Below are 23,638 nucleotides of genomic sequence, written 5' to 3'. Positions count from 1 at the left end.
TCCAGTTCCAATCGATGATTAAGTCGTAGAGGCGCCGTTCTCATTATGGCCAAAGAGCCGATTTTTTTTTACAGAAAGGCCGAATATTTGGACGCATTTACAGTATGTTTTATTCATCATTAAGCTAGTGGTACTATGATGCTGCCAACAAAGCCACGGTGAGTCGACGTTGTGAGTTATCCCGTGGACGGTCTTATTTCAGCGTTAAAGACTAGAGTGTGCTGGTAGAAGGTACTGACCGAATTATCCGTGGAGAAAAAGTGGTTCGATTGGCTTAAGCAGCCAACACATTCAAGACAGACTCAACATCCCTACGAAGAACGGACTTAACATTACCAACAGCTTTGGTCATTTACCCAAAGGTGCTGTCGGTTCGTTACCCACATAAACCGAATACTGTAGATATTTCTAAAATGGTGTCAGATGCCGCAAACCGCCAATGTTGGTATTGTGGTTAAAGCCTAACCTTTGCAATTACTTGCAAGTCATTTTCAGCTTGATTGGTATCACGCATGTTTTGCTTGTTGAAATCAGCCAATTTCTTCATTTTCATATACCTTTCACTACTTAGGGCTCACTCTTCTGAGCAATGTACTTAATTTATGCACTGGTATAATTAAAGGCTATCGTAATGAATGCTGAAAGAGGCTATGTTATTGATTATAAGAATGGCTTGGGTTAGTGGCTAGCAAGGCTAGAAAAGGTCGCTGTACAATGACAGCCTATGCCTATCGACTGTTGAGACTGGATGATTTATGTTAGTAATTAGGTGCTTAATGTATGGGTTTGGCTATTGTCTGAATGTTACTCGAGTCTTTCATTTCGGTTTTAGTGATAGCCCATTTGGCACAAGCTTTTAGATGAGCCTGGTGTTTATGAATTCAATTACAACGCGTACATAACACTAATAGCATCGAAAGGATGCGTAAATATTTGGATAAAGGTGAAAAATATGTCAATCACATTGATAGTTATTCTGGTTCTGGTGGCACTGGTGTTTTTTTATGTGACCGGGGTATTTAATAAACTGGTTACGCTGAAAAATCGCTACAAAAATGCCTTCGCACAGATCGAGGTGCAATTAAAACGTCGATATGACTTGATACCTAATCTTGTCGAGACCGCCAAGGGTTATATCAAACATGAACGGCAAACCTTGGAAGCCGTGGTAGAGGCACGTAATACGGCGCAGAATATGTTGTCAAAGGCGGCGGCCGATCCCAGTAACACTGATGCCATAAAAGGACTGAGTGGCGCTGAAAGTAAACTGGGGGAGGCCATGATGAACTTTAACATGGTGATGGAGGCCTATCCGGATCTTAAGGCCAATCAGAATATGCTGCAGTTAAGTGAGGAACTTATCTCCACGGAAAATAAGGTCTCTTTTTCCAGGCAGGCCTTTAACGATCAGGTGATGGCTTATAATACTTATAAACAAACTTTTCCTCCGGTGTTTTTTGCGGCGCGATTTGGTCATGGGCAAGATGCAACATTGTTGGAGTTTGAAGATACTGTGGCCATCCAGGCGGCACCCAAAGTCTCATTTTAGTCATTTTCCTAGGTATGCAACATGAATTTTTTTGAATCCCAGGACCGAGCACGTAAAAACACTTTTCAGCTGATTTTGCTGTTTAGCTTGGCGGTGATCATCCTGATCGTGATGGTTAATCTGCTGGTTATGTTGGCGTTTGGTTTTATCGACAACGAGCAAATGTCAGCGGGTCAGTCTTTTTGGCAGCAAATGGATTGGCGCACTTTTGCCACTATCAGTTCGGCAGTCGTTCTGGTGGTCTTGGGAGGCAGTCTTTATAAAATCATGGCTTTGTCGGCTGGTGGCAAGGTTGTTGCCGAAGGGCTAGGAGGGCAATTAATCGCACAAAATACCACGGTTCTGAATCAACGAAAATTATTAAATGTGGTAGAGGAAATGGCTATCGCTTCTGGTACGCCAGCACCACCGGTATATTTGTTGGCTGACGAGAACGGTATCAATGCATTCGCCGCCGGTTTCTCCCCCAAAGATGCCGTTATTGGCGTGACTCAAGGAGCGATTGATCACCTCAGTCGCGATCAACTTCAAGGTGTCATCGCTCATGAGTTTAGCCATATTTTTAACGGTGATATGCGCCTAAATATCCGCTTGATCGGTGTTCTTAACGGGATACTGATCCTCGGTATTATTGGTTACCACTTACTGTATTCCACTTCTCGTTCTCGGCGTGGACGGGACAATGGTAAAGGGGCCGCAGGAATATTAGCACTGGCGATTGGGCTCATTGTCATCGGCTTTGCCGGGACTTTTTTTGGCGGCTTAATAAAAGCGGCCGTGAGTCGACAAAGAGAATACCTAGCAGATGCCTCAGCGGTTCAGTTTACCCGTAACCCAGAAGGCATTGCGGGTGCATTGAAACGCATCGGCGGGCTAGAGTTTGGATCTTTGATAGAGGATCCCGGGGCAGCTGAAATCAGCCATGCTTTTTTTGCTCAAGGCGTTTCAGGTTTGATGCAAACGTTGTCCGCTACCCATCCACCACTGGCAAAGCGTATCTTGCACATTGATCCCCATTGGGATGGCAAATTTGCCACTGTCGACAAGCTCGAAATAGACCAAAGTGTGCAATCTGGCGATGGAAAAGTATCCAAGGCTCAGCCAGAATTGGCGAAAAAAATGAGCACAATTGCTGCCGGGGCGTCCATAGTTGATCTTGCCAATAGTATTAGTCAAATAGGCAATCCTACGCGGGAAACGGTCGATTATGTTCGGGCGTTAATTGCGCAGTTACCCACTGTCATCAAGGATGCTGCTCGCGAACCCTATGGGGCTCGGGCCGTTGTTTATGCCCTGCTATTGGATAAGGATCAGCAAATTCGGCTTAAACAATTAGCTTATTTACACCAATATGCCGACGCAAATGTTGCCGTTTTTACCCGTAAACTGCTGTCTGAAATAGATAGGTTAGAGGCTGGCTCTCGGCTTCCATTAATTGATATTGCCATCCCAGCTCTCAAACAGTTATCACTGTCTCAGTACCAGATTTTCAGAGTCAATATGGATGCTCTGATTGACATGGATTTTAAACTTGTCTTAAAGGAGTGGACCTTACGTAAAATTCTGTTCATTCATCTGGATGCTCACTTCTTCAAACATCCGCGCAGCCTACTGGCTAGCGTAGATAGCGAGCAACTTAAGCCCGAAATTGCATTGCTGCTATCCGTGTTGACCTATGCCGGTCAGCAAGAACAGGTTGTCAGAGAGGACGTTTTTATCACCGCGGTAGAAGCATTGGGAATGAGCGAGCTCAAATTAGTTAACGAAAATGCAGTCAAGCTATCAGATCTGGACACAGCGCTACAAAAACTGGAAAAGTTAACTCCTATGGCCAAACCGATGTTATTGCACGCCTGTGCCGTTTGCATCATGCGCGATCAAAAGATAGATCCGGTTGAGGTTGAATTATTACGGGCTTTTGCCGATGTTCTGGCTTGTCCAATGCCACCACTGATCTCTTATGCTTAAGCATTGTATCGCTCAATTTACCTTGAGTATGGATTGCACTCGTTAGCCTTAACTCATAAGAATATGCACCAATAATGGAATGGACCTACCGTTTGCTCGTCTTTTTAATAAGCGATTAAATCATCAAATTAAATGCATCTCCCGCCATATTATTAACTGCGTTGCAAGAAACCTATCTAGACAAATGGATCGAAACCTACAAAAAAAGATCGAATTCATTTGGGGAAATGTGCCGCGGCTCACCGGCAATGAAACATTACTTAATGGGAAATAGGTTGGGGCTGATAAGAATTTAGCTAAAAGCTAAATTGAAGGTCACCATTTTAAAAACGGGTAACGGTTAGCTTAAGTCAGAGCCATTACATTTGAGATGGAAATGACACAACAATGATGACTTAAGAGTGTTGCTGGCATCGCAATGATCTGCTGTACCATAGCGACATTAAGTCAATTTTTTAGACAAAAAATAATAAAAAAATAATATAAAAATTAGTGGCTTATGTTTTTTAGGTAAAAGGGAATGCAGCCCTCCATTAAACCCACTAGCCATCGGCTATTGCTTGACGTCAATACTTGTCTCAATTGGTGCTTTGGCGCGTCGTTAAGTAAAGGCCAACAAAAGAGGCTATTTTAAGGCGCCCCGGGGCATTAAGCGTCTTCGTTTTTTATTCTCAGATGCAGTCACTGTCGATGTAGGCAGAGGATTATCGGTGGCCAACGGCAAGGTGAAGTATAAAAACCGCCTCCCAGTGGTATAGTTGGTTAATTTCGTTGCACAACAGGAGACATATTATTTACACACTGTATTGGGATCGCGGTGGGGCCAACATGGCCACTCACGCCGTACTGGAAGAGTTGGGCGTGGCCTACGAGTTGATCGAGATCGATTTGGCTAAACGAATGCAACGTACACCGGAGTACCTGGCGATCAACCCGAACGGCAAGGTGCCCACATTACAGCACCGGGGCGAAATCATTTATGAATCGGCGGCGATTCTGATGTACCTGCTTGACCAGCACCCGAATGCCGGTTTGGCCCCCGCACTGCATTCGCCGCAACGAGGGCATTATTACCAATACCTCACTTGGATGTCGAACACCTTGCAGGAAGCGGCTAACCGCTGGGCCCACCCGGAGCACTACGTCACTGGCGATACCGATTTGCCCTCTGTGGTGGATAAAGCAACCCAGGACCTGAGCCGCTGCTGGAGCATCCTCAACGATGATCTGGGCAATAAAGGCCCATGGCTTCTAGGTGACAGACTAAGCGGCGCCGACTTTCATTTGTTTATGGTGGCCTACTGGAGCAGCCGTTATGGCAGTCGAGCGCAAGACTGGCCAAACCTACGCCGCCACATGCAAGCCATGCTTCAACGCGACTCTATCCAACAGATGATGTCTCAGGAGGGACTGACATTGGAATGCTGATCCGAGGTGGGATGGTTCACGCACTTAATAGAATTTTGCAGTGAATAAGTCCCTATGGCCATTAATTCATTATGTTTAACACTCGTGGAGTCCATATACGCAAAGTGGCACAACGCGAGATAGAACTAGGGTGAAAATAATTTTAAGGTAGTGGCCATTTTTTCTTCATAAAGAGCATGTTTCCATTAGGCAATTGTAGGGCTGTGATTACTGTTTTTGGTGTCTATTTGTTGGTTACATAATTAAATTTTCAGTTTCTTCTCGTGAGAGTATGAAAAAAAAGCGAAAAACATTGCCAGTAATATGTACACGGCGAGCCAGAAAAAAAGCTGAGAGCCTGTGATCCCATTATCAATGAGATAACCAAATAAAATCGGAGAAATCGAGGTCGATATCACACCAAGAGAGACCATGAGTGCGCGTATTCTCCCAAGATACTTGGTGCCATAGACTTCAGCCCAAAGCGCATTAATGATTGGGCTACCGGAGCCCATGGCGATGCCGAGTAAAATAAGTAGCGCGTAAGCAACCCAGTTGCCTGTTAGTTGCGAGGCCAACAACAAAGCCATGAGCATTGGGATTGGGTAATATTTTAACAATTGTCTCCCGCTGAATCTGTCAACCAATGCGCCCGTATACATTGATGAAAGCCAATGGGCAATCCCATAAAAGACGAAGCAATTGGCAAAAAGCATGGGTGTCCAGCCCATCTGAGGAAGAAAAAATCCCTGATGAATAAATATTCCTGTCACGATGAATGGTGCGGCAAGGACTGTGGGTAGTACCAACCAAAAACGATAATCGGCAAGTAATGTTCTTCTCGATCCATCCTCTTTGAGTGGTTTAGAAGGTTCACAGTCTAAAGTTGGATCATGTTCGGCATATTTTTGATTTCTCGCACGTTTAATAAGAAAAAGTGCCAGAGGAAGATAAAGTAAGGGGACTGATACTGCTATGATCAACCAACTTTGTTGCCACCCGAATTGTGCAATAAAAAATACTGCAATGGAAGGCAGTATGATTTCACCTAAGGGAACCCCTGTGGTTGCTACACTTACACCTTTGCCACGATTCAAAGAAAACCTTTTCATCATTGTGGTTATGGCGGTGTGTGGAAAAAGTCCCTGACCAAAAAAACGCAGGAGAAAAAGTCCGACAACAAGCGTTGTTAGGTTATTGGTCTGCCAGAGCGTAAGCGCTGCCAGAGAAAGTCCAATTGTGCAGAATAGGATAAACTTTTCTAACGAGACTTTGTCAATACTCCCACCAATCCACATGATAAGTAGGCCACTGGCAAGTGTTGCCATAGAGTAGGCGGTTCCATAGCTTGTGGCTGATAGACCAAGACTTTCTTTAAAGCTGTCTCCGAACCAGCTAATGAAAAACGACTGACCGAAGTTGCCCATGAAAACGGTCATCACGCCAAAAATGAGAATTGGCCAGCTGTGGCTTATAAAACGTAAATATTCGCGGATCATGTATTATATAAGCTCCCTAAAAAATTCACACAATTGACTTTTTTGATGGTTTGTCAACAAAGGGAAATGCGGATGACTATTATGCTATTCACATTTAGCTATGTTTCCAAGTCCAAATAGCCAAATGAACCTATTTCCTTTTTACTCTATTGCCTTTGTAGGATAGGCGGCTTTGTCATTTTTGTTTATGTGCATGTTAGCATGGTAGGTTTCTAAGTCGCTTTTACCTGAAGATAGCACACCGCCACAACGGGGCTTGATTGATGGATAATAAACTATCTTTTTAAATGCCCTTGCATCAAAGGAGCCATAGTATCAACGCTAGATTGTTGCTGCCAATCTGGTAAAAGCCGATATAAAAAAAGCGATGTATACGAAGCAGAATGAATGATTGTGTTCAAAGCAGTATTTTTTCGTAAATAGATTTTACTCTTTCTATACGGCACAAACTTTTTCTTTACAGAAATGGGTTTTCTTGTTGATGAGTGAAACGTTATAATTTCGAACACTTAACTGAAGTATCGTATAAATAATGCGCGCTTTGGTGATAACGTAAATGGATATATTATTTTGATGAAGATATTTGGAACACACAGCGGGGCATTTCATGCCGATGATGTTTTTGCCATTGCGGCGTTGTCGATGTTGCATCCGGAGTATGAAATACATCGCTCACGTGACCCCAAAGTATGGGCAAAATGCGATTACCTCGTTGATGTTGGTGGTTACTACAATCACGATGAAAAGGTATATGACCACCATTTTAAGAACGGTCCGACATACGATGATGGTTTAAAAATGTCATCTATCGGCCTTATTTGGTCTCATTATGGTACTGAGATTTGTGGCTGTCCTGATATTGCCGATAGGATTAGTCGACGTTTGATTAGACAGTTTGATGCAATTGATAATGGAGTGACATTAACACATCATATTGAAGACTTTTCTGATGTGCGCGAAATCTCACTATCGGGGTCAATTTCTATGATGAACCCTCAGGACCACTCTAAAACAGACGACGTTTTTGAGGGCGAAGTAGTGCGCGCTCGTTTAATGCTTCAGACTGCCATCGCACAAGCCAAGCACTGGATTGATAGTCGGGAAGGGGTGGAACTTGCTCTTAACGTGGCTCACAATGAAAAACGTTCATATATCATTGTGCCTGAAGATTGTAAGTGGATAGAACACCTGTTTAACAGCAATGGAAATGAAACGATACTTTATGCAATATTTCCAAATGGTGAAAAATGGTACGCCCGCACCGTTCCATCAGCTCCTGGAGAATTCTCTAACCGTAAAGATTTTCCAACATCATGGGCTGGTTTGAGTGATGAAGCGTTTTCAAAAGTGGCACAGATCCCAGATGGCGTATTCTGTCATCATGGCTTATTTATCTGTGCAACAGGTTCACTTCAGTCAACTATGAAGTTAGTCGCTGATGCCATTAAAGCCTAAACCGACAACGCCATGATAAATGTTTGTATTTGGTAAGCAGTGCTCAGTAAAAGGTGAAGACCTAAACGAGCTTGAACGTAGGGCTGTGAACCAATGTAGTACTCAAAACATGGCCAAGATTGTTGGCGGCATCAAAAGGATTTGCTGCGCCATAGCGTCATTACGTAAACTCGTTAGTAAAAAGACTAGCGAGTTATCTTTAAACGCAATGACATCATGCTAATGCGAGCCTGTAAACGATTCAAAAGATGTTATTAGTTTATAGACATTCGAAATCATTCTGAGACATTCAATATCACACGAATATATGCGCTCATCATTGGCGATAACAAGTCTAGATAACCTCAACAATCGAGTAGCCAACATCGCGGCTGAGCTCAACGTTTTACCGAAGTAGGAAGCAAAGATGAGTAGAGATTTTTTCGAGCATAAAGCAGTTATTTTCGATAGCGATGATAATAGAGTTTCAAATGTCGAAAACATTGCCAATGCTGTCATTAAAAATGTAAGCCTTGATCGACAAATGCACTTAATGGATTTTGGCTCAGGTACCGGATTGCTACTTGAGCGCATTGCGCCGTCTGTACGAAAAATTACTGCTATTGACATTTCAAAATCGATGAATGATCAGCTTGAAAAGAAGCGAGTCAGTCTTAGTTGTGAAATTGATATATTGGCCATTGATTTAGAATCTACAGATATCACAGATAAATTTGATGGCATTATATCTTCAATGACAATGCATCATGTGAAAGATATTGGGGCAATGTTCGTTAAGTTCTATTCTCTGCTAAATGATGGCGGAATAATCGCTATATCTGATCTTGACAAGGAAGATGGAAGTTTCCATACAGAAGATACTGGTGTCTACCATTTCGGTTTTGACCGAGATGCGATTGCTCTTGCAGCAAAGCAAGCTTGTTTTCGAGAGGTTGAAGTCGTTGATGCTAGTGTAGTGCACAAGTCACAAGGAGAGTTTGCGGTATTTTTATTAACGGCTAAGAAATAAGCATGTATCAAGTTGATCAAACGAACAACACCGTTGGCTGTTGTTCGTTGCTTACTTATTTTCTTGTCATTGATCTAAACAAGCCAAACTCAGTTATGGCATTGGCATATCGATGTTTGGCTTGTTTTATCTAATCTGTAGAGAAAACCTCGTGATCAGAGCGAAGCGAAGTCGCGGGGATGAATCGATAAACTAACCTTGCTCTTGAATATATTGACGGATCGTATCAACGGAAGTGCTGCCGTTTCCAGATAAAGCGTTATTAGTACTATGCTTAGCAGGCTTGTTCACTTTCAACAATCTTTTGAATATCGTGCGGGTGTACTTTAACGCAAATGCCATTGGCCTTAAACGCTATGGTTGGGTTGGCTAAGCGCTCTTTATCGCCTTTTGGCGAACTTTGCTTTACCTTAATGTCACTGTTTTCTGAATCATTACTCGCAATAATATCAGCCAGTTGTGGCACTTTTTCGATAAGCTCTGCGACTAGTTCATCACAGGTTTGTGCCTGTGACGGAAACACTAACTCGACATGTTCCCAGCCTTCAACTGGATAAGCTTTGTCGGATGGGAAGGGCAGTTCAACACATTGAATGTGCATTGCGCCAATAACTAATGGCTCGGTTAATTTAATGATTAAAATAGGCCGACCGTTAATGATATTATTGGAGATTATTTTGCCATGTTGGCTAAATTCATCAGCTAATAACTGCGCCATGTGGTTGTCGTTCACTCGTAAGGCGGCATGATCGCAGTATAGTGATAAGTTCTCTAGGCCTAACTGATCAATAAATGCCGTAATGCGCTGACCAAAGTCGACCCAAGTATGTTGTAGGTGTTGGTAATTCATTTTGTGACCCAAAAAACAAAGCAAAAATGGTATGGTTGAGATTAAATCAGCCTATGGCCATATTTCAATCGGTGTACCGGCATCAATCATTTGCCATAATTCATCCATTTCTTTGTTGGTGACGGCAATGCAACCATTGGTCCAGTTGTACTTTTGTGCTTCTTTTGGCGGCAACGTTGAACGAGGGTTTTCACCGTGGATCATGATCATGCCACCGGCTCGGATCCCTAATGCGTCAGCCCTTAATTTATCTTCTTCATTGGGATACGAAATATGAATCGATTTATAAAATGCACTATCAGATTTTTTATAATCTAAAACGTAACGGCCTTGTGGAGTGCGTTGATCACCTTCTTTAAGCTTATGACCACTGGGCACATCGCCCATGGCAATGAGGTAACTTTTAACCACTTTTCCGTCACGCATGACAGATAAACGAGATTCGGATTTATTGACCACAACTAAATCCACTTTTGCTGTTGTTTGGCTTGTCGAAGCAAGCGCTAATAACGGGCAGAAAATTAAGGCTATAAATAATATGTACAACGCGCGCATGAAAACTCCGTAAACCAATGACCTTTTTAATTTTTATTGTAAAATGACCTTATTTCGAATGTTAACATCCGACAGTCAATGTTAGATTTTAACGACTACAAGGGTTAATTGATATTAGTTAACCAAGTTTATTTGCAATTTATTGCCCAAGACAGTGAATATTAAGATGAATACCGAAGAAAAACCCGACAGCCCACTGAAACAATACCTTAGAAGTGTGATTTTTGGTACCGAAACCTTAGCAGGAAAACGCTTCGATATTGCCCTTATGGTCTGTATTGTACTGAGTGTGTTATTAATTTTTATCGATACGATAGAACGAGTTAATTCGCCGTACGGTGACTATATTCAAATTGCTGAATGGACCTTTACGGTAATCTTTACCGTTGAGTACATATTAAGGATCTATTGTTCGCTTAATCGGTTACACTATGCACGCAGCTTTTTTGGTGTAGTGGATTTAGTGTCCATTTTACCCAGTTATTTAGACTTGATTTTCCCAGGTGCCAATGTGGCGTTAGCGCTAAGGGTACTGCGTTTATTTCGTGTGTTTAGGGTATTAAAGTTACTTCGATATTTAAGAGATGGTCATATATTACTCAAAGCCATGATGCAGTCGAGTCGAAAAGTGTTTATGTTTTTTTTCGCAGTAAGCCTGATTATCATGGTATTAAGTGTGATTATGTATGTAGTCGAAGGCCCAAATAATGGCTTTACTTCAATACCTCAGTCCATGTATTGGACCGTGGTGACCATTACCACGGTTGGTTATGGAGACATTACGCCACAAACACCATTAGGTCAGGCGATTGCGGCACTGACTATGCTCATTGGTTATTCGATTATTGCCATTCCAACAGGCATTTTAACCGCTGAAATTACACATGAAATGGTCAGAACCCGTGATTTACGTAAATGCAGTAATTGTGGCAAGAAAGGCCACGATAACGATGCTGAATATTGTAATCATTGTGGTAGCGAACTGGAAAAACTCTAGGGTTATCGGCCATAAAGCGAGCTTGGGTTTGCTTATATATATTTACACTCAAGGATACTAATGACCACTGCTAAATTTGTTGAGGGTTCGATTTTACGCCATATCCTAGTGATGAGCTCTACTGCTGCAGTAGGGATTTCGGCACTGTTTGTGGTCGACTTACTCGATATTTTCTTTTTAAGTCTGCTCGGCGAAGTTGAACTTGCCGCTGCGGCAGGTTATGCCAGCACGATTTCTTTTTTTACCACATCAATAGGCATCGGCTTATCTATTGCTCTGGGTGCATTAGTGTCAAAAGCAGTGGGTGCTAAAAATATTAAGTTAGCTAAACGATTGTTTTTAAACAGTGCCATCGTGACGTTAATCACCAGTGTGCTGGTGGCTGCGGTAGTGATTGCGTTTATTCCAGAACTGTTAGCCTTGGTGGGTGCAACAGGGCGCACGGCGGAATTAGCGCAAAGCTATTTATATATTCTGGTGCCATCATTACCGTTTATTTGCTTAGCAATGGCACTTGGCGGTGCATTACGCGCGGTGGGCGATGCCAAATTGTCGATGATGTCGACGCTCGCCGGTGGTGGTGTAAATGCCATATTAGATCCTATCTTCATTTTTTCCTTATCAATGGGGATAGAAGGCGCGGCCGCGGCTTCGGTATTGGCTCGTATTGTTGTGTTTATTATCTCCGCCCGCGGCGTAGTGATAAAACATAAACTGTTAGGTCGGTTTTCGCTTGATGAGTTTAAACAAGACCTCGGGACTATTTTTTCAATTGCCGCACCGGCAATGCTGACCAATGTGGCAACCCCCATTGGTAATGCGGTGGTAACGCGAGCTATCGCCGATTTTGGTGATAGCTATGTGGCTGGTTGGGCTGTATTAGGTCGTTTGATCCCCGTATCGTTTGGGATGATTTTTGCACTGTCGGGGGCCGTTGGACCGATTGTGGGGCAAAACTTTGGTGCCAATGAAATTGAGCGAGTTAGATTGAGTTTGACCAAAGCGATTCAATTTTGTGTGGTTTATGTGCTGGTGATGTCACTTGGACTGTATCTATTACGCAATGTCATTATTAGCAGCTTTGCTATGAAAGGTGATGCGGCAGAGCTTATTTTATTTTTCTGTCAGTACATTGCCGTGTTCTTTATCTTTTCGGGAATTCTGTTTATTGCCAACGCCTCATTTAATAATTTAGGTAAGGCCAAATATTCCACCTTTTTTAACGTCGGTAAAGCAACCGTCGGCACCATACCCTTTGTCTATTTTGGCGCGCAGTGGGGCGGCGTGTTTGGGGTATTAATTGGCCAGGTTATTGGAGCGATTATCTTCGGTGTGATAGGTATTTTCTGTGCATACCGATTAGTCGACAAAATTAGTCGCCAAGGTTTGTTGCCGGCTGGTGCCAACCAACAACTGTTAGAAGACGATGCGATAAACATTGATATGGTTGCAGCACCATCACCTATGCCAGGACGCACTCAGATGGCCCAATTGGATGAAGAGCCCTTTTGTAAGCAATTTGCGCAACAAGATAATGCCGATGACACTATTGCTGACGAAACCAATACTGACAAAACGAGCGCCGATAAAACTAATTGATCTAATCAGCATTTAACACATCATGAATACCTATTTAACAGGCAATAAAAAGCCCCTATTATATTGGCTAAGGCCAACATAATAGGGGCTTTTTGTCACTAACACCCTTGTGAGGCGGCGTTAGTCTTTATCAGTTTCAGTGTTGCTGGTCTCTGTTGCTGCGGCTTGTTCTGCGGCTTCTGTTACCGCAATTTTTTCGCGTTCAGCTTTAGAGATATAACGCTCAACAGCCTTGCTGCTAGGGTTAGACGGCACCACTTTGTTTTGGCGAGCCTTGGCACGTTTAGCCAGCTTTTTGATCATCTCTTGCTTTCTATTCATCTGATTTCTTACTTTGTAAACGACAAGCTATTGATATCATTTTTGATGATAAACAGCTTATCAAAGCGTGATGACACTGGTCTTAGAGCCAACGGCAACATCACGAGAAAATTTGGATGCTATTTTAGCTTAATTGCTTAGCTGGATATAGTGTTTTATCCGTCAGCGACAGTATTAGTCTTTCAAGTCAGGTAAAACATCATCAGCTAAATTACCTCAACTCGGGTTAAAAGATGAGATAAAGCGGTAAATATCAGAATATTTTACCTGATTAACAACCGTTTAGTATCCCGAACGGGGTTTACTCATTAAACCCCGAATTTTTTGATATCTTCAGCGGTAGCACCATCGTTACATTCGCCACGAATTTCACCGCGTTCAGTTTCAACATAACGACTTAATTCGATAAATCCGGCTTTACAATAACCGTTCATTTCGATGGTTTTTTTAAGGCCAAGATCGATTTGTTGATGCCACAGTTCTAGGCGATTTTCAGCTTTACGTAGTTCTATTTGATAGCTTTGGGCATCTTGTTTACTGCGGCGAATGACTCTATCTCGAGGAGCATCACCGGGAATGCTACGATCAAGGGCGGTAGCTAATTTGGCTTTATAGACAAATAACTTAATCCCTTTACCTTTAATTTGCGTGCTGAATGCGTCGCGAAACTGGCCAACATAGTCCATTGGGTCTGGTTCGCTGGTGCTACAGGCGCTTAGAAGTATGGCGCTACAAATGATTAAGCCGATTTTTGACACACATAACCTCATCAGTTTTTTATCCTAAATGATATCTGGAAAAAGCTGCAGAAGATAATTATCAACCATTTATTGATACAACAATGGTCTAAAAAACAAAAGAATATATACAGCAATCTGTTAGCCACAGCATTAAGCTAAACTGTGGCGAAATAATACGAATTGTGGTTTACGCAAAACGCTCGTTGAGGTAGCTCATAATGGCTTTTGATTCATATAGCCATTGGGTTTTGCCATCTTGCTCGATACGTAGACAAGGGACTTTGAGTTTGCCACCTTGCTCGGTTAGCACGCTTTTGTGCTCATCTTGTTTGGCATCAACTAAGTTAATGGTTAAGTTTTGACGACGCATTTCACGACGAACTTTGACACAAAAAGGGCAGGCGGCGTATTGATACAATGCCAGCGATTGAGTCTGTTGATCGACAATGACTTGTTGATCTTGCGGACGTTGGCGCTTTTTAGGAGCAAACACAAAATTTAACAACAAAATAATTCGACCTAAAATCCAGCGAACGATAAACATATAAAACCTCAATCTTAACAATATTAATGATACGGCATGATTGCAAACGCCTGTTATTCCTCGTTTACAATGTATGCGCAGTCTACCCGATGTCGAGAGCCGTTAATAGCTATGACGGGTTAATTTACTTGTAGTTCAAGCAATGCTTCAGCGGCATCTTCTACGGTGTTGATGCGGCTTTCTAGTACAAAAACTTTTCCCGCATCAATGCCTGCTTGATCAATTAAATACGCTTTAACTGCGCTGGCCCGCTGTTGTGCTAATTGGCCAAATTCATCTGTAGTGATCTGCTGGTGGTTTTTAAGCATATTGTATAAGCCAATGTGCCAGCGAGTAACGAGCTCTACTTCTGTCAGCTCTGGAGTTTCTTGTTGTAAAGATTGTTTTATCGCTAATGGTGGCTGCGACAATTCTTGCTCAACTAATTGATACAGTGCATCAGCTAATGGCCCTGTTGCAGGGAACTGGCTGGCAGATAAACTTTTTGGTAACGTGTTAAATTTTATCCCTGCTGTTATAGCCAGTTGTTTATGCAGTTTGATTTCAGCTAACGCTTGTTTATCGTTAATTAAGTCAATACTGCCTTTAATATTGAGATTCAGCAGCGGTCTGTCTATTAATGCTTTAGCCAGTTTGTCGAGGGTATTTTTTTGTTTAAGTGAAAGACTGCTGAGTCCGTAATCAAAACTGATTTTATCCATTTCCTCATCACCATCCACAAGGCCTGCTAAGAATGAAAAGGGTGAGGTCACGGCTTTGGTAATAATATTACCCAAAGCATTCACGATTATGCTTCCAAAGCTGAAGTTGGGAGAATCAAGGTCCCCTGAGACATCAACGCCCAAATCAATCACACCGTGGCGATCTTGCAATAATGCCACCGCCAACGTCACCGGTAGACTGGTTGCTAAACTGCTATTGCTGGGTTTGCCCAGTTTAAGTTGATCAATGACGACGTGATTACTGCCAACTAATGCAGTGTTTTTAAGTTGGTAGTTTAGGTCTAATGACAATTGGCCTTTATCTATGTAATAGCCAGCATAAGTACTTGAATAGGGATTGACCGAGGTTAACTCTACGTTGTCAAAATTCAAGTTAAGATCAAGATACGGTTGGTCGAGTAACGGATTTATCTCACCTTTTAACGTCACCGGAGCATATCTATCGATTTTACCCACCAAATCAACCGATGCCGTGGTCTGTGGTTTCGATGAAAGATGGCTAATTTGGCCATTGAGCATTTCTATGCCTGAAGCAAAATTAGGTGTTAATGAGTTATCCGCAAAAAAAGCTGAGCTGTCTTTAATGCCTATTTTATTAATGTTGAATTGCATTTGCGGTGAATCTGTCATTGGCGGTTCACTGCCTGCTGATGAATTCAGTGTTGAGGCATCAGCTTTGCGCTGATCGACTATCAATTTGCTCGGATCAACGCTATCAACAGCTTGCTTTATCTCCACGGGATCGGTTGTGGCTTTTTTTGTGTGGATCAGCTGGCTGATATTAGTGCCGCGATCGGGTGAAATAATGATGCGACTAAAGAGTTTATCGAAGTTTATTTCATCGATGTCAATGATAGCTTGTTGGCGATCAAACGATAACTGGTTGATGTCCATGGTTTCCCATGTCAGCAATGGTTTATTTAGCACATTATCGTTAATGTGCAGCTGGTTGATGTTAGCGCTGCCTGTGTAGGTGAGGGTATCTTTAGCATCGGCATGTAAATTACCTTTAGTGGAAAATACCCCGTCTTCTACTGTGATATTAATGTATGGTGCGATATAGGGTTGCAAGCGTGACAGCAACATATTACTAAAATCGATATCAGCATTAATCGTTTGTGCTAATGCATCGACTTGCCCTGTCGACGTTAATAGGCTTTGCGCATTGATGCCAGTCGAGAATTGGTAATCAATAGGGGTGGATAAATCAGATTTTACCAAGCCGGTTGAGACATCAATGGGACCGAGTTGCCAAAGGATGATGTTATCACTGGCAATGCCTTCCCCAAGGTCTACTTGGTACTGTGCCACAGTGATTTTATGTAAATTGACTAACCATGGAGAATCAACCTTATCAGCAGTATTAGGATCAACATTTTGGCTTGTCATTTCAGTTTGTGACGGGCGGGGTGAACCTGCGTTTGTTTGCGGTGCTTGGGTCACAATAGCGTCAGGTGTTTGGGTGACTTGTTCAGTGGTTATGTCAGACTCTGCCTCTATGCTGGCGTCAGTGATATTTGAGACATTTGCAACCTCTGTGGTATCTGTGGTGTCATTAGTATCAGTTTGGCTCGAAGCAGCATCGTCGAGAAGTTGAGTATTTTGAGGTAACAGTAACGCGACTAAATCAGCTCCTTTAGGGGTGATGTTGAGTTTGATTTTACCATTTTCAGTATGAAACTCATCAATGCTAACAAGTTTTTTCTGGCTATCTACATTGATATTTTTTAACGCTAACACATCAATGGCGATTTTTTCATCTTGCTGATGTAGCGCTTTAAAACGGTTAATCACTATCTGCGCTTTGGTGACATTAATGTGGCTTATTGGGGCTAAGTTTTTATCTTGTAACGTCACAGTGTACTGGCCGTTTACGCTGAGCATGCCTTCAGATAAGTTAATCGCAAACAGTTGATCAACAAAAGTCCAATAACGAGATAAATCAACGCCAGCAGCGTCGAGATCACCTTGTATTGCTAATGGCGATAATTGAAATTGTCCTTGCAGTGCCACCGAGCCGTTAAATTGATCTTCTATGCTCAGATTATAGCGATTAACCTGGTCTTGTTTATCCTCTAACGCGGTACTCAAGCTGCTAAATTGTGTCAATGACAGATTGATATTTGGGTAGTTGATATGAGTATCGGTGACGTTGTCATCTAAGGTGAACACACCTTGTAGCAGCTCAATTTTACCGATGTTTATCGCAGGTAGACTTGTCGGTGCAGTATTGGCTGGTGTTGATTGAGTGTCTTTACCTAGGCGCTTGATAATATCACTAAAGTTAAATACAACCTGTTGATCATCGGTTTGAGTAAGCGACACTCGGATAGTGGGTTGTGCTAGACGGATATCTTCAATCACTAATGTCCAAGATGTGATGGATTGCCACAATTGAATGTTGCCATACAGCGTGGCTAGTGATGCAAAGGTTTGCTGACTATTAGCTTCATTGATAACCAAACCCGATACCGTTAGTTCTAGCGTAAAAGGATTGATACTAATGTCTTGTAGACTAACGTCTCTACCTAATTGCTCGGCTAATATCTCTGGTGCTTGTTGTTTGGCAATATAAGGAATTAATCCACCGAGTACAGCGCAAGACAATAGGTAAATTGTTAATCCATAAAGGGTTAATTTTTGAATACGAGAGCGCGGTTTAACCGCTGAGCGCAACTGAGCTAAAAACGGGGTCATATGAAGTAGTCTTGATAAAAACAATGGTAACAGGTACCTATTTTAGCAAAAAAACTATCTTTGCAAATCATTATTTTGGCCGCAAAACTGATTAATTTACATTTAGGTTTATTGATGGTAGCGTTATATTTAAGTTTATGTAATTAATAGGTTTTATTTTATCTTATTGTTAACTTATTTTCGTATCTGACTTTAACTAGGAGTGTTAAGTCGTTATAGCGGGATGTTATCCTTGGCCCTTATGGCGTGATGGCATCATTTATTTAGCATAATATCTGCAGTATCCATGCGCGGATTTAACCTCAATTTTCAAGGATGACAAATGCAAATTCGTCTTGCTTCGAGCATAGATTTAGAACCGCTGAGCCTGCTATTTGATCAATATCGGCAGCAATTACACCAAGCCTCAGACTATCGTGCCTGCCATGCTTTTTTGAAACATCGCTTGGCTGAAAATGATTCGATGATTTTTGTGTCGTTCAAAGAAGATAAAATGATGGGTTTTATTCAACTGTATCCGTCGTTTTCTTCATTACGACTGGCGCCTGTGTGGTATTTAGAGGATGTGTTTGTCTCACCACAGGATCAGCAGCTTGATATTATCAGTCAGATGTATCAAAAAGCACAAGCATTGGCGCAAAGTACCGGGGTATTATTAATTAATCGCCACGATATAGAGGGCATTGTTGAGTCGGAATCAGTTGGTTCTTAGCATAAATCACCAATGTGAACTCGATTGACGGCTGTTTGACCTTGCTGGCTCAAACTATCAAAATATAAGCGTTAGTTATTTTAGACCTCAGTTATTTTTCTGGTAAAATAACTGAGGTTTTTTTATTATTTTTTCATCGTAGATGTTAAGGAACAGAGATTGAATAAGAGTGTATTAACCAACCTTATTGCGGCCATTCTTATGCTGGTCGGGTATGTGTTAGAACAACAGATTGTGCTGACGATAGGATTATTTGCATTATCGGGTGCGTTAACAAATTGGTTGGCGATCCATATGTTGTTTGAAAAGGTCCCCGGTTTGTATGGCTCTGGAGTGGTTCCATCGCGTTTCGAAGAGTTTAAATTGGGCATTAAACATTTAATGATGAAACAATTTTTTACCCAAGAGAATATCGATCGCTTTTTGACAACCAGCAGTGCCAGCAGTATTGATTTAACACCTGTGATTGAACAAATTGATTTGGCGCCGTCATTCGATGCATTGGTGTCGACCATCGAAAAGTCATCATTTGGTGCCATGATAGCAATGTTTGGTGGCACAGAGGCGTTGATCCCACTAAAAGAGCCTTTTATTGAAAAAATGAAACTGTCTTTAGTTGAACTGGCTCAAAGTGAAGAGTTTAATGCGATTTTAGTCAATGAACTTGAAAAGCCAAATATCATCGCTGATATGCAAGCGAAGGTGGCCAATATTGTCGAACAGCGTTTAAACGAACTTACGCCTGAATTAGTTAAACAAATCATCCAAGATATGATTAAAACCCATTTAGGTTGGTTAGTTGTATGGGGTGGTGTGTTTGGCGGTGTTATTGGTGCCGTTGCGGCATTGGTGCAACAATAGGGCGACAGCTATAATCTAGCTATCGAATCAATCATCATATTAATGCCGTAAGCCATAGTATTGCGCTATCGTATGAGTACTGGATATGAGTGATAGTATTAATATGAGTACTGAGTGATTGTACCTAGTAATAGTTATTAGTCTTAGTTCTTAGCATTAGTTCTTAGTTTTAGCCCTGAGTAATAGAGGTGAGCATGAGTCAACATCATAGTATTAATTATTTAGAAATACCCGTGAAAGACATCATTGCAACCAAAGCCTTTTTTACTCAGGTTTTTGGTTGGCAGTTTCAAGACTATGGTCCTGAATACAGCTGCTTTTTGAAGGTCGGAATTGATGGTGGTTTTTATCGAGCTGAGTGTCAATTTACCTTAGCTAAAGGCAGCCCGTTAATTGTGCTCTATAGCCAAGATTTAGGCGCGACCGCAGCCAAAATTATTCAGGCTGGTGGACAGATAACCAAAGCCGTATTCAGTTTTCCTGGGGGTAGACGTTTTCATTTTTCTGACACCAATGGTAATGAATATGGCGTATGGTCAGAGTAACGTTAATCAAATTGCCTCACCTTGCGTGAGGCAATGTTGTTTAGATGCACAGGATGTCTGTTTAGGGTGTCATCGCTCGCTCGACGAAATTCTGGCTTGGCACTCAATGAACGAGCAACAAAAAAGCGCGTTACTTGAAATATTACAACAACGCAGTATCGCGTGTAAAAACCGTTAGTACGACAGTTATCCATGACCTTTTTTCGCTACGCAGAGTTTGGGTTCATTCTTGGTTCGGTATCAGTTCTAAATAAACTGAATCCGCGTGCTTGATAGTTTTGTAATGCGCTGGGGTGATCTAACGAGCAAGTATGTACCCAAACTCGGCGGGTGTTGGGTAACAACCAAGCTTGCTCAATGGCTTGGGTCAGTAAATAGCCGCCAAATCCTTTACCGATAAAGCGTTCGCCTAAGCCAAAATACATAATCTCTACAGTCGCTTCTTCTTGCTGCTGCAATTCAAAGTAACCCGCTGGTGCGCCATCTTTATAGGCCACAAACAAATGTAAATTGTCCGCTTCGCTATATTCTTGCCACTGGCTATCGGTCAAGGTCAGTTTATCTGTCCATTGCCACCCTGCACCGACAAATTGATATAGAAACCGATTAAATTGATATTGTTTTATTTTTACCTCAACCACGGTTAATCCGTTGGGATCATTTTTAGGCTTTAATTGACTAGGGTCGGTCATTTCAAGATTGAAAATACTGATATCTGTCATGGGAAACCTTATTGTTGCTCAATTAATACGCTAAGCATTATGCCTCTGGACGCTGTTGTCATTATCTTACAAGATGGAGGCAAACAAAAACACCACCCAATAGGGTGGTGTTTAGCTATCGAGGAAAAATTAATATGCGCTAGCGTGAACGTTTTTAACTGCGCGGCCTGATGGGTCGTTAAGTCCTTGCAAACTTGCATCCCACAATAGTGCTTCAGGGGTTGAACAAGCCACTGTTTTTCCTCCGGGCACTGTTTCAGCTGCGCTGGCTAATGGGAAAAACTCTTCAAAGAAGCTGCGGTAAAAATAGGCTTCTTTTGACTCTGGCGTGTTGTATGGGAAACGGAACTTTGCGTTAGCATATTGCACGTCGCCGACGTTTTCTGCTGCGTGTGCTTTTAGACCATCAATCCAAGAGTAACCTACGCCATCACTGAACTGCTCTTTTTGACGCCATACTACTTCTTTTGGCAATTTATCCTCAAATGCCTGACGTAAAATATGCTTCTCGATGCGGCCATCTTTAGACATTTTGGCTTCTGGATTAATGCGCATTGCCACGTCGATAAATTCTTTATCTAAGAAAGGCACCCGAGCTTCAAGTCCCCATGCCGCCATGGATTTGTTGGCACGCAAGCAGTCAAATAAGTGCAGTTTATCTAGCTTACGAACTAACTCTTCATGAAATGCTTGCGCGTTAGGCGCTTTGTGGAAATACAGATAACCACCGAATAACTCGTCAGCACCTTCGCCAGACAGCACCATTTTAATGCCCATGGCTTTAATTTTACGCGCCATTAAATACATTGGCGTTGCTGCTCGAATAGTGGTGACATCGTAAGTTTCGAGATGATAAATCACTTCTTTAATCGCATCTAAGCCTTCTTGGAAGGTATAGACAATAGGATGATGAATGGTGCCAATGGCGTCAGCCACTTTTTGTGCGGCAACTAAGTCAGGAGATTCCGCTAACCCTACGGCAAATGAATGCAGCTGTGGCCACCATGCGCCAGTTTCGCCGTCGTTTTCAATACGATGTTTGGCGTAAGTTTGGGTAATGGCAGAGATCACGGATGAATCTAACCCACCAGACAATAATACCCCGTAAGGTACATCTGACATTAATTGGCGTTTTACTGCGGCTTCTAATGCTTCACGCAACTCTTCAATGCTTGCTGGGTTGTCTTTAACCGCATCAAAATCGCGCCAATCACGTTGATAATACTGGGTTGGTTTACCGTCGGCAGAATATAAATACTGTCCAGGGTAAAACTCAGCAACGGTTTTACATACCGGCATTAATGCTTTCATTTCAGAGGCAACATAGAAGTTACCAGATGCATCGAAGCCAGTGTAAAGTGGGATTATACCCATATGATCGCGGCCGATTAAGTAAGTGCCTTTGGCTTTGTCGTACAGTACAAATGCAAAGATGCCGTTCAGTTTGTCTAAAAAGTCACAACCGTATTCTTGGTAAAGTGACAAAATCACTTCACAATCTGAGTTAGTTTTATATTGGTATTTGTCACCAAGCTGAGCTTTTAATTGCTTGTGGTTATAAATTTCACCGTTTACGGCTAAGACTAAGTTGCCATCAGTGCTGATAAGCGGTTGCGCTCCGTGGTCAACGTCAACAATGGATAAACGTTCATGAGCTAAAATGGCATGTTCATCAGCATAAATACCAGACCAATCTGGACCGCGGTGACGCAGTAATTTTGACATTTCTAAGGCCACATGACGAAGTTGGCTTGCATCAGTTTTGATATCTAAAATCGAAAATATTGAACACATAGTACGGCTCCAGCAGCGTTGGCTAATCTTTTTCTGCCACTACTTTGCCAGCATTTTGGTTAACTGCCAAGTTTGTTTTTTAAGATAACATCATAAAATTGGTTGTTTTAATGATTTTATCTCTTCGAAATATCTTTTTATTTAAATATTATCAATAATAACCTCTATTTTTATGAGATATCTTTATTTTTACTGCGATTATGATGATTTATTTTGATATTTCATAATCAAATACAACTAAAACGATAATTGCACTAAGGCAGTGCGTCTGATCGTTATTTGAGCAAAAAGAAGGTTGAATAGTCGTTTTGTGCTGTTGGTTAGCCATATCCAAGCTTAATAGGATTATTTATGCGCGATATTGGGGCTCCAGTTCACTCGGTGATAGCCAACCAAGCAAGGCTTAACTTGTTAAGTATATTAAGACTGGATAGGGTTACCTTGGTCACTTATGTTGTAGCTGGGTGGCATAAGCTGCATTTAAGTTAGGCGACATTTTAGTCAGGCAGCCCCTTTTTATTTGCAAAAGAATACCTTGATTCATAAAATCGCTTTATAACGGAAAAATATTTAAGGAAAAAAGAATGGTAGGTGAAACAAATTTAACGGCACTACTCGCATCGATGTCACCGGTATTATTAGATGACGAATATGTTTTTTGCTCAGTGCAGGGGCAATATGGTGATTACCAAACTTTATCGCCACTGGCGACGTTTCGCGAATCTGAAGGGCTGACATTAGTATTAACAAAAGCGGCTGCTATTGAGGGCGGTTTGTCATTTGAATCAGTATTTAAAGGCATTACCTTAACGGTACACTCTAGCCTTGATGCCGTCGGTTTAACGGCTGCAGTGGCCAATAAACTCACCGAAAAAGGCATTAGCGCTAATGTTATTGCCGCGTATTATCATGACCATATTTTTGTGCAAACAGAAAAGGCGGCTTTAGCCATCGAAGCGCTAAATGAATTGAGTAAAGTGTGAGTACCGTTTATCCAGAGGATTAACTCAAAGACTAGGGGCTGTTGATCTTTCACATTGGCAGCCAAATTATAGAGCAAGCTAGAGCCAGCAGGCTTTCAAAATTAATTTT

Annotated in this window: 21 protein-coding genes; 12 read left to right on the top strand and 9 right to left on the bottom strand. The window is 41.9% G+C overall.

Features of this window, described 5'->3' with window-relative positions; translation table 11 throughout:
• Positions 1–952 precede the first annotated feature (952 nt).
• The 3 genes from AAEZ00_RS14950 to AAEZ00_RS14940 all read left to right on the top strand — a co-directional run bounded on the left by AAEZ00_RS14950 (position 953) and on the right by AAEZ00_RS14940 (position 4,945).
• On the top strand, positions 953–1,549 hold the full coding sequence (locus AAEZ00_RS14950; RefSeq protein ID WP_351076058.1) for a LemA family protein: 597 nt from the start codon (positions 953–955) through the stop codon (positions 1,547–1,549).
• A 21-nt stretch (positions 1,550–1,570) separates the two neighbouring features.
• Positions 1,571–3,517, top strand: coding sequence for a M48 family metallopeptidase (locus AAEZ00_RS14945; RefSeq protein ID WP_124011717.1), 1,947 nt, complete (start codon positions 1,571–1,573; stop codon positions 3,515–3,517).
• A 771-nt stretch (positions 3,518–4,288) separates the two neighbouring features.
• Positions 4,289–4,945: a glutathione S-transferase family protein gene (locus AAEZ00_RS14940; RefSeq protein WP_267898626.1), complete on the top strand. Its 657-nt coding sequence runs from the start codon at positions 4,289–4,291 to the stop codon at positions 4,943–4,945.
• A 242-nt stretch (positions 4,946–5,187) separates the two neighbouring features.
• Here the strand turns inward: AAEZ00_RS14940 and AAEZ00_RS14935 are convergent, their stop codons facing one another.
• Positions 5,188–6,423 (bottom strand): MFS transporter, encoded by a 1,236-nt coding sequence (locus tag AAEZ00_RS14935; RefSeq protein ID WP_124011715.1) that lies wholly within the window; start codon positions 6,421–6,423, stop codon positions 5,188–5,190.
• A 573-nt stretch (positions 6,424–6,996) separates the two neighbouring features.
• Between AAEZ00_RS14935 and AAEZ00_RS14930 the strand changes: the two genes are divergently transcribed.
• Positions 6,997–7,878 carry an MYG1 family protein gene (locus AAEZ00_RS14930; RefSeq protein ID WP_233768666.1) on the top strand — a complete coding sequence of 294 codons (882 nt, stop codon included), beginning with the start codon at positions 6,997–6,999 and terminating at the stop codon, positions 7,876–7,878.
• A gap of 406 nt (positions 7,879–8,284) precedes the next feature.
• Positions 8,285–8,887: a class I SAM-dependent DNA methyltransferase gene (locus tag AAEZ00_RS14925; RefSeq protein WP_351088948.1), complete on the top strand. Its 603-nt coding sequence runs from the start codon at positions 8,285–8,287 to the stop codon at positions 8,885–8,887.
• Positions 8,888–9,161: 274 nt separating this feature from the next.
• Here the strand turns inward: AAEZ00_RS14925 and AAEZ00_RS14920 are convergent, their stop codons facing one another.
• Together AAEZ00_RS14920 and AAEZ00_RS14915 are read right to left on the bottom strand one after the other, a co-directional pair.
• Positions 9,162–9,737 carry a VOC family protein gene (locus AAEZ00_RS14920; protein WP_124011712.1) on the bottom strand — a complete coding sequence of 192 codons (576 nt, stop codon included), beginning with the start codon at positions 9,735–9,737 and terminating at the stop codon, positions 9,162–9,164.
• Between the two features lie 51 nt (positions 9,738–9,788).
• Positions 9,789–10,292: a L,D-transpeptidase family protein gene (locus AAEZ00_RS14915; protein WP_101032012.1), complete on the bottom strand. Its 504-nt coding sequence runs from the start codon at positions 10,290–10,292 to the stop codon at positions 9,789–9,791.
• A 166-nt stretch (positions 10,293–10,458) separates the two neighbouring features.
• Between AAEZ00_RS14915 and AAEZ00_RS14910 the strand changes: the two genes are divergently transcribed.
• Together AAEZ00_RS14910 and AAEZ00_RS14905 are read left to right on the top strand one after the other, a co-directional pair.
• Positions 10,459–11,289: an ion transporter gene (locus tag AAEZ00_RS14910; protein ID WP_101032011.1), complete on the top strand. Its 831-nt coding sequence runs from the start codon at positions 10,459–10,461 to the stop codon at positions 11,287–11,289.
• Positions 11,290–11,349: 60 nt separating this feature from the next.
• A complete protein-coding gene (locus AAEZ00_RS14905; RefSeq protein WP_124011711.1) occupies positions 11,350–12,888 on the top strand; it encodes an MATE family efflux transporter in 1,539 nt (512 codons plus the stop codon).
• Positions 12,889–13,008: 120 nt separating this feature from the next.
• On the opposite strand, the gene AAEZ00_RS14900 is transcribed toward AAEZ00_RS14905, so the two are convergent.
• The 4 genes from AAEZ00_RS14900 to AAEZ00_RS14885 form a co-directional block, all read right to left on the bottom strand.
• On the bottom strand, positions 13,009–13,209 hold the full coding sequence (locus tag AAEZ00_RS14900; protein ID WP_101032009.1) for a DUF2986 domain-containing protein: 201 nt from the start codon (positions 13,207–13,209) through the stop codon (positions 13,009–13,011).
• Positions 13,210–13,517: 308 nt separating this feature from the next.
• Entirely contained in the window at positions 13,518–13,967 is a 450-nt protein-coding gene (locus tag AAEZ00_RS14895) for a hypothetical protein (protein ID WP_124011710.1), read from the bottom strand.
• Positions 13,968–14,136: 169 nt separating this feature from the next.
• Complete coding sequence (locus AAEZ00_RS14890) at positions 14,137–14,493, bottom strand: glutaredoxin family protein (RefSeq protein ID WP_124011709.1); 357 nt, start codon at positions 14,491–14,493, stop codon at positions 14,137–14,139.
• 119 nt (positions 14,494–14,612) lie between these two features.
• Positions 14,613–17,912, bottom strand: coding sequence for a DUF748 domain-containing protein (locus AAEZ00_RS14885; protein WP_351088946.1), 3,300 nt, complete (start codon positions 17,910–17,912; stop codon positions 14,613–14,615).
• 322 nt (positions 17,913–18,234) lie between these two features.
• Here AAEZ00_RS14885 and AAEZ00_RS14880 point away from each other — a divergent pair, with 322 nt between their 5' ends.
• The 4 genes from AAEZ00_RS14880 (at position 18,235) to AAEZ00_RS14865 (ending at position 20,208) form a co-directional block, all read left to right on the top strand.
• A complete protein-coding gene (locus tag AAEZ00_RS14880; protein ID WP_124011707.1) occupies positions 18,235–18,624 on the top strand; it encodes a GNAT family N-acetyltransferase in 390 nt (129 codons plus the stop codon).
• A gap of 159 nt (positions 18,625–18,783) precedes the next feature.
• Entirely contained in the window at positions 18,784–19,485 is a 702-nt protein-coding gene (locus tag AAEZ00_RS14875) for a DUF445 domain-containing protein (RefSeq protein ID WP_101032004.1), read from the top strand.
• Positions 19,486–19,679: 194 nt separating this feature from the next.
• Positions 19,680–20,030, top strand: a complete 351-nt coding sequence (locus tag AAEZ00_RS14870; RefSeq protein ID WP_351076071.1) for a VOC family protein — start codon at positions 19,680–19,682, stop codon at positions 20,028–20,030.
• On the top strand, positions 20,005–20,208 hold the full coding sequence (locus tag AAEZ00_RS14865; protein WP_164839495.1) for a DUF1289 domain-containing protein: 204 nt from the start codon (positions 20,005–20,007) through the stop codon (positions 20,206–20,208). Before AAEZ00_RS14870 ends, AAEZ00_RS14865 begins: the two co-directional genes overlap by 26 nt.
• 28 nt (positions 20,209–20,236) lie before the next feature.
• Here AAEZ00_RS14865 and AAEZ00_RS14860 read toward each other — a convergent pair whose 3' ends face one another.
• Positions 20,237–20,752, bottom strand: a complete 516-nt coding sequence (locus AAEZ00_RS14860) for a GNAT family N-acetyltransferase (RefSeq protein WP_351076074.1) — start codon at positions 20,750–20,752, stop codon at positions 20,237–20,239.
• A gap of 129 nt (positions 20,753–20,881) precedes the next feature.
• Positions 20,882–22,546: an asparagine synthase B gene (gene asnB, locus AAEZ00_RS14855; protein ID WP_101032000.1), complete on the bottom strand. Its 1,665-nt coding sequence runs from the start codon at positions 22,544–22,546 to the stop codon at positions 20,882–20,884.
• Between the two features lie 584 nt (positions 22,547–23,130).
• Here asnB and AAEZ00_RS14850 point away from each other — a divergent pair.
• Positions 23,131–23,529: an ACT domain-containing protein gene (locus AAEZ00_RS14850; RefSeq protein ID WP_351088944.1), complete on the top strand. Its 399-nt coding sequence runs from the start codon at positions 23,131–23,133 to the stop codon at positions 23,527–23,529.
• Positions 23,530–23,638: the final 109 nt, after the last annotated feature.

Origin of the sequence: Shewanella sp. S1-49-MNA-CIBAN-0167, assembly GCF_040310145.1 — a bacterium.
In the GTDB taxonomy this organism is placed as follows: Bacteria; Pseudomonadota; Gammaproteobacteria; order Enterobacterales; family Shewanellaceae; genus Shewanella; species Shewanella psychromarinicola.
The sequence above is the reverse complement of the archived record's forward strand: the minus strand, read 5'-3'. Positions and strand labels throughout refer to the sequence as shown.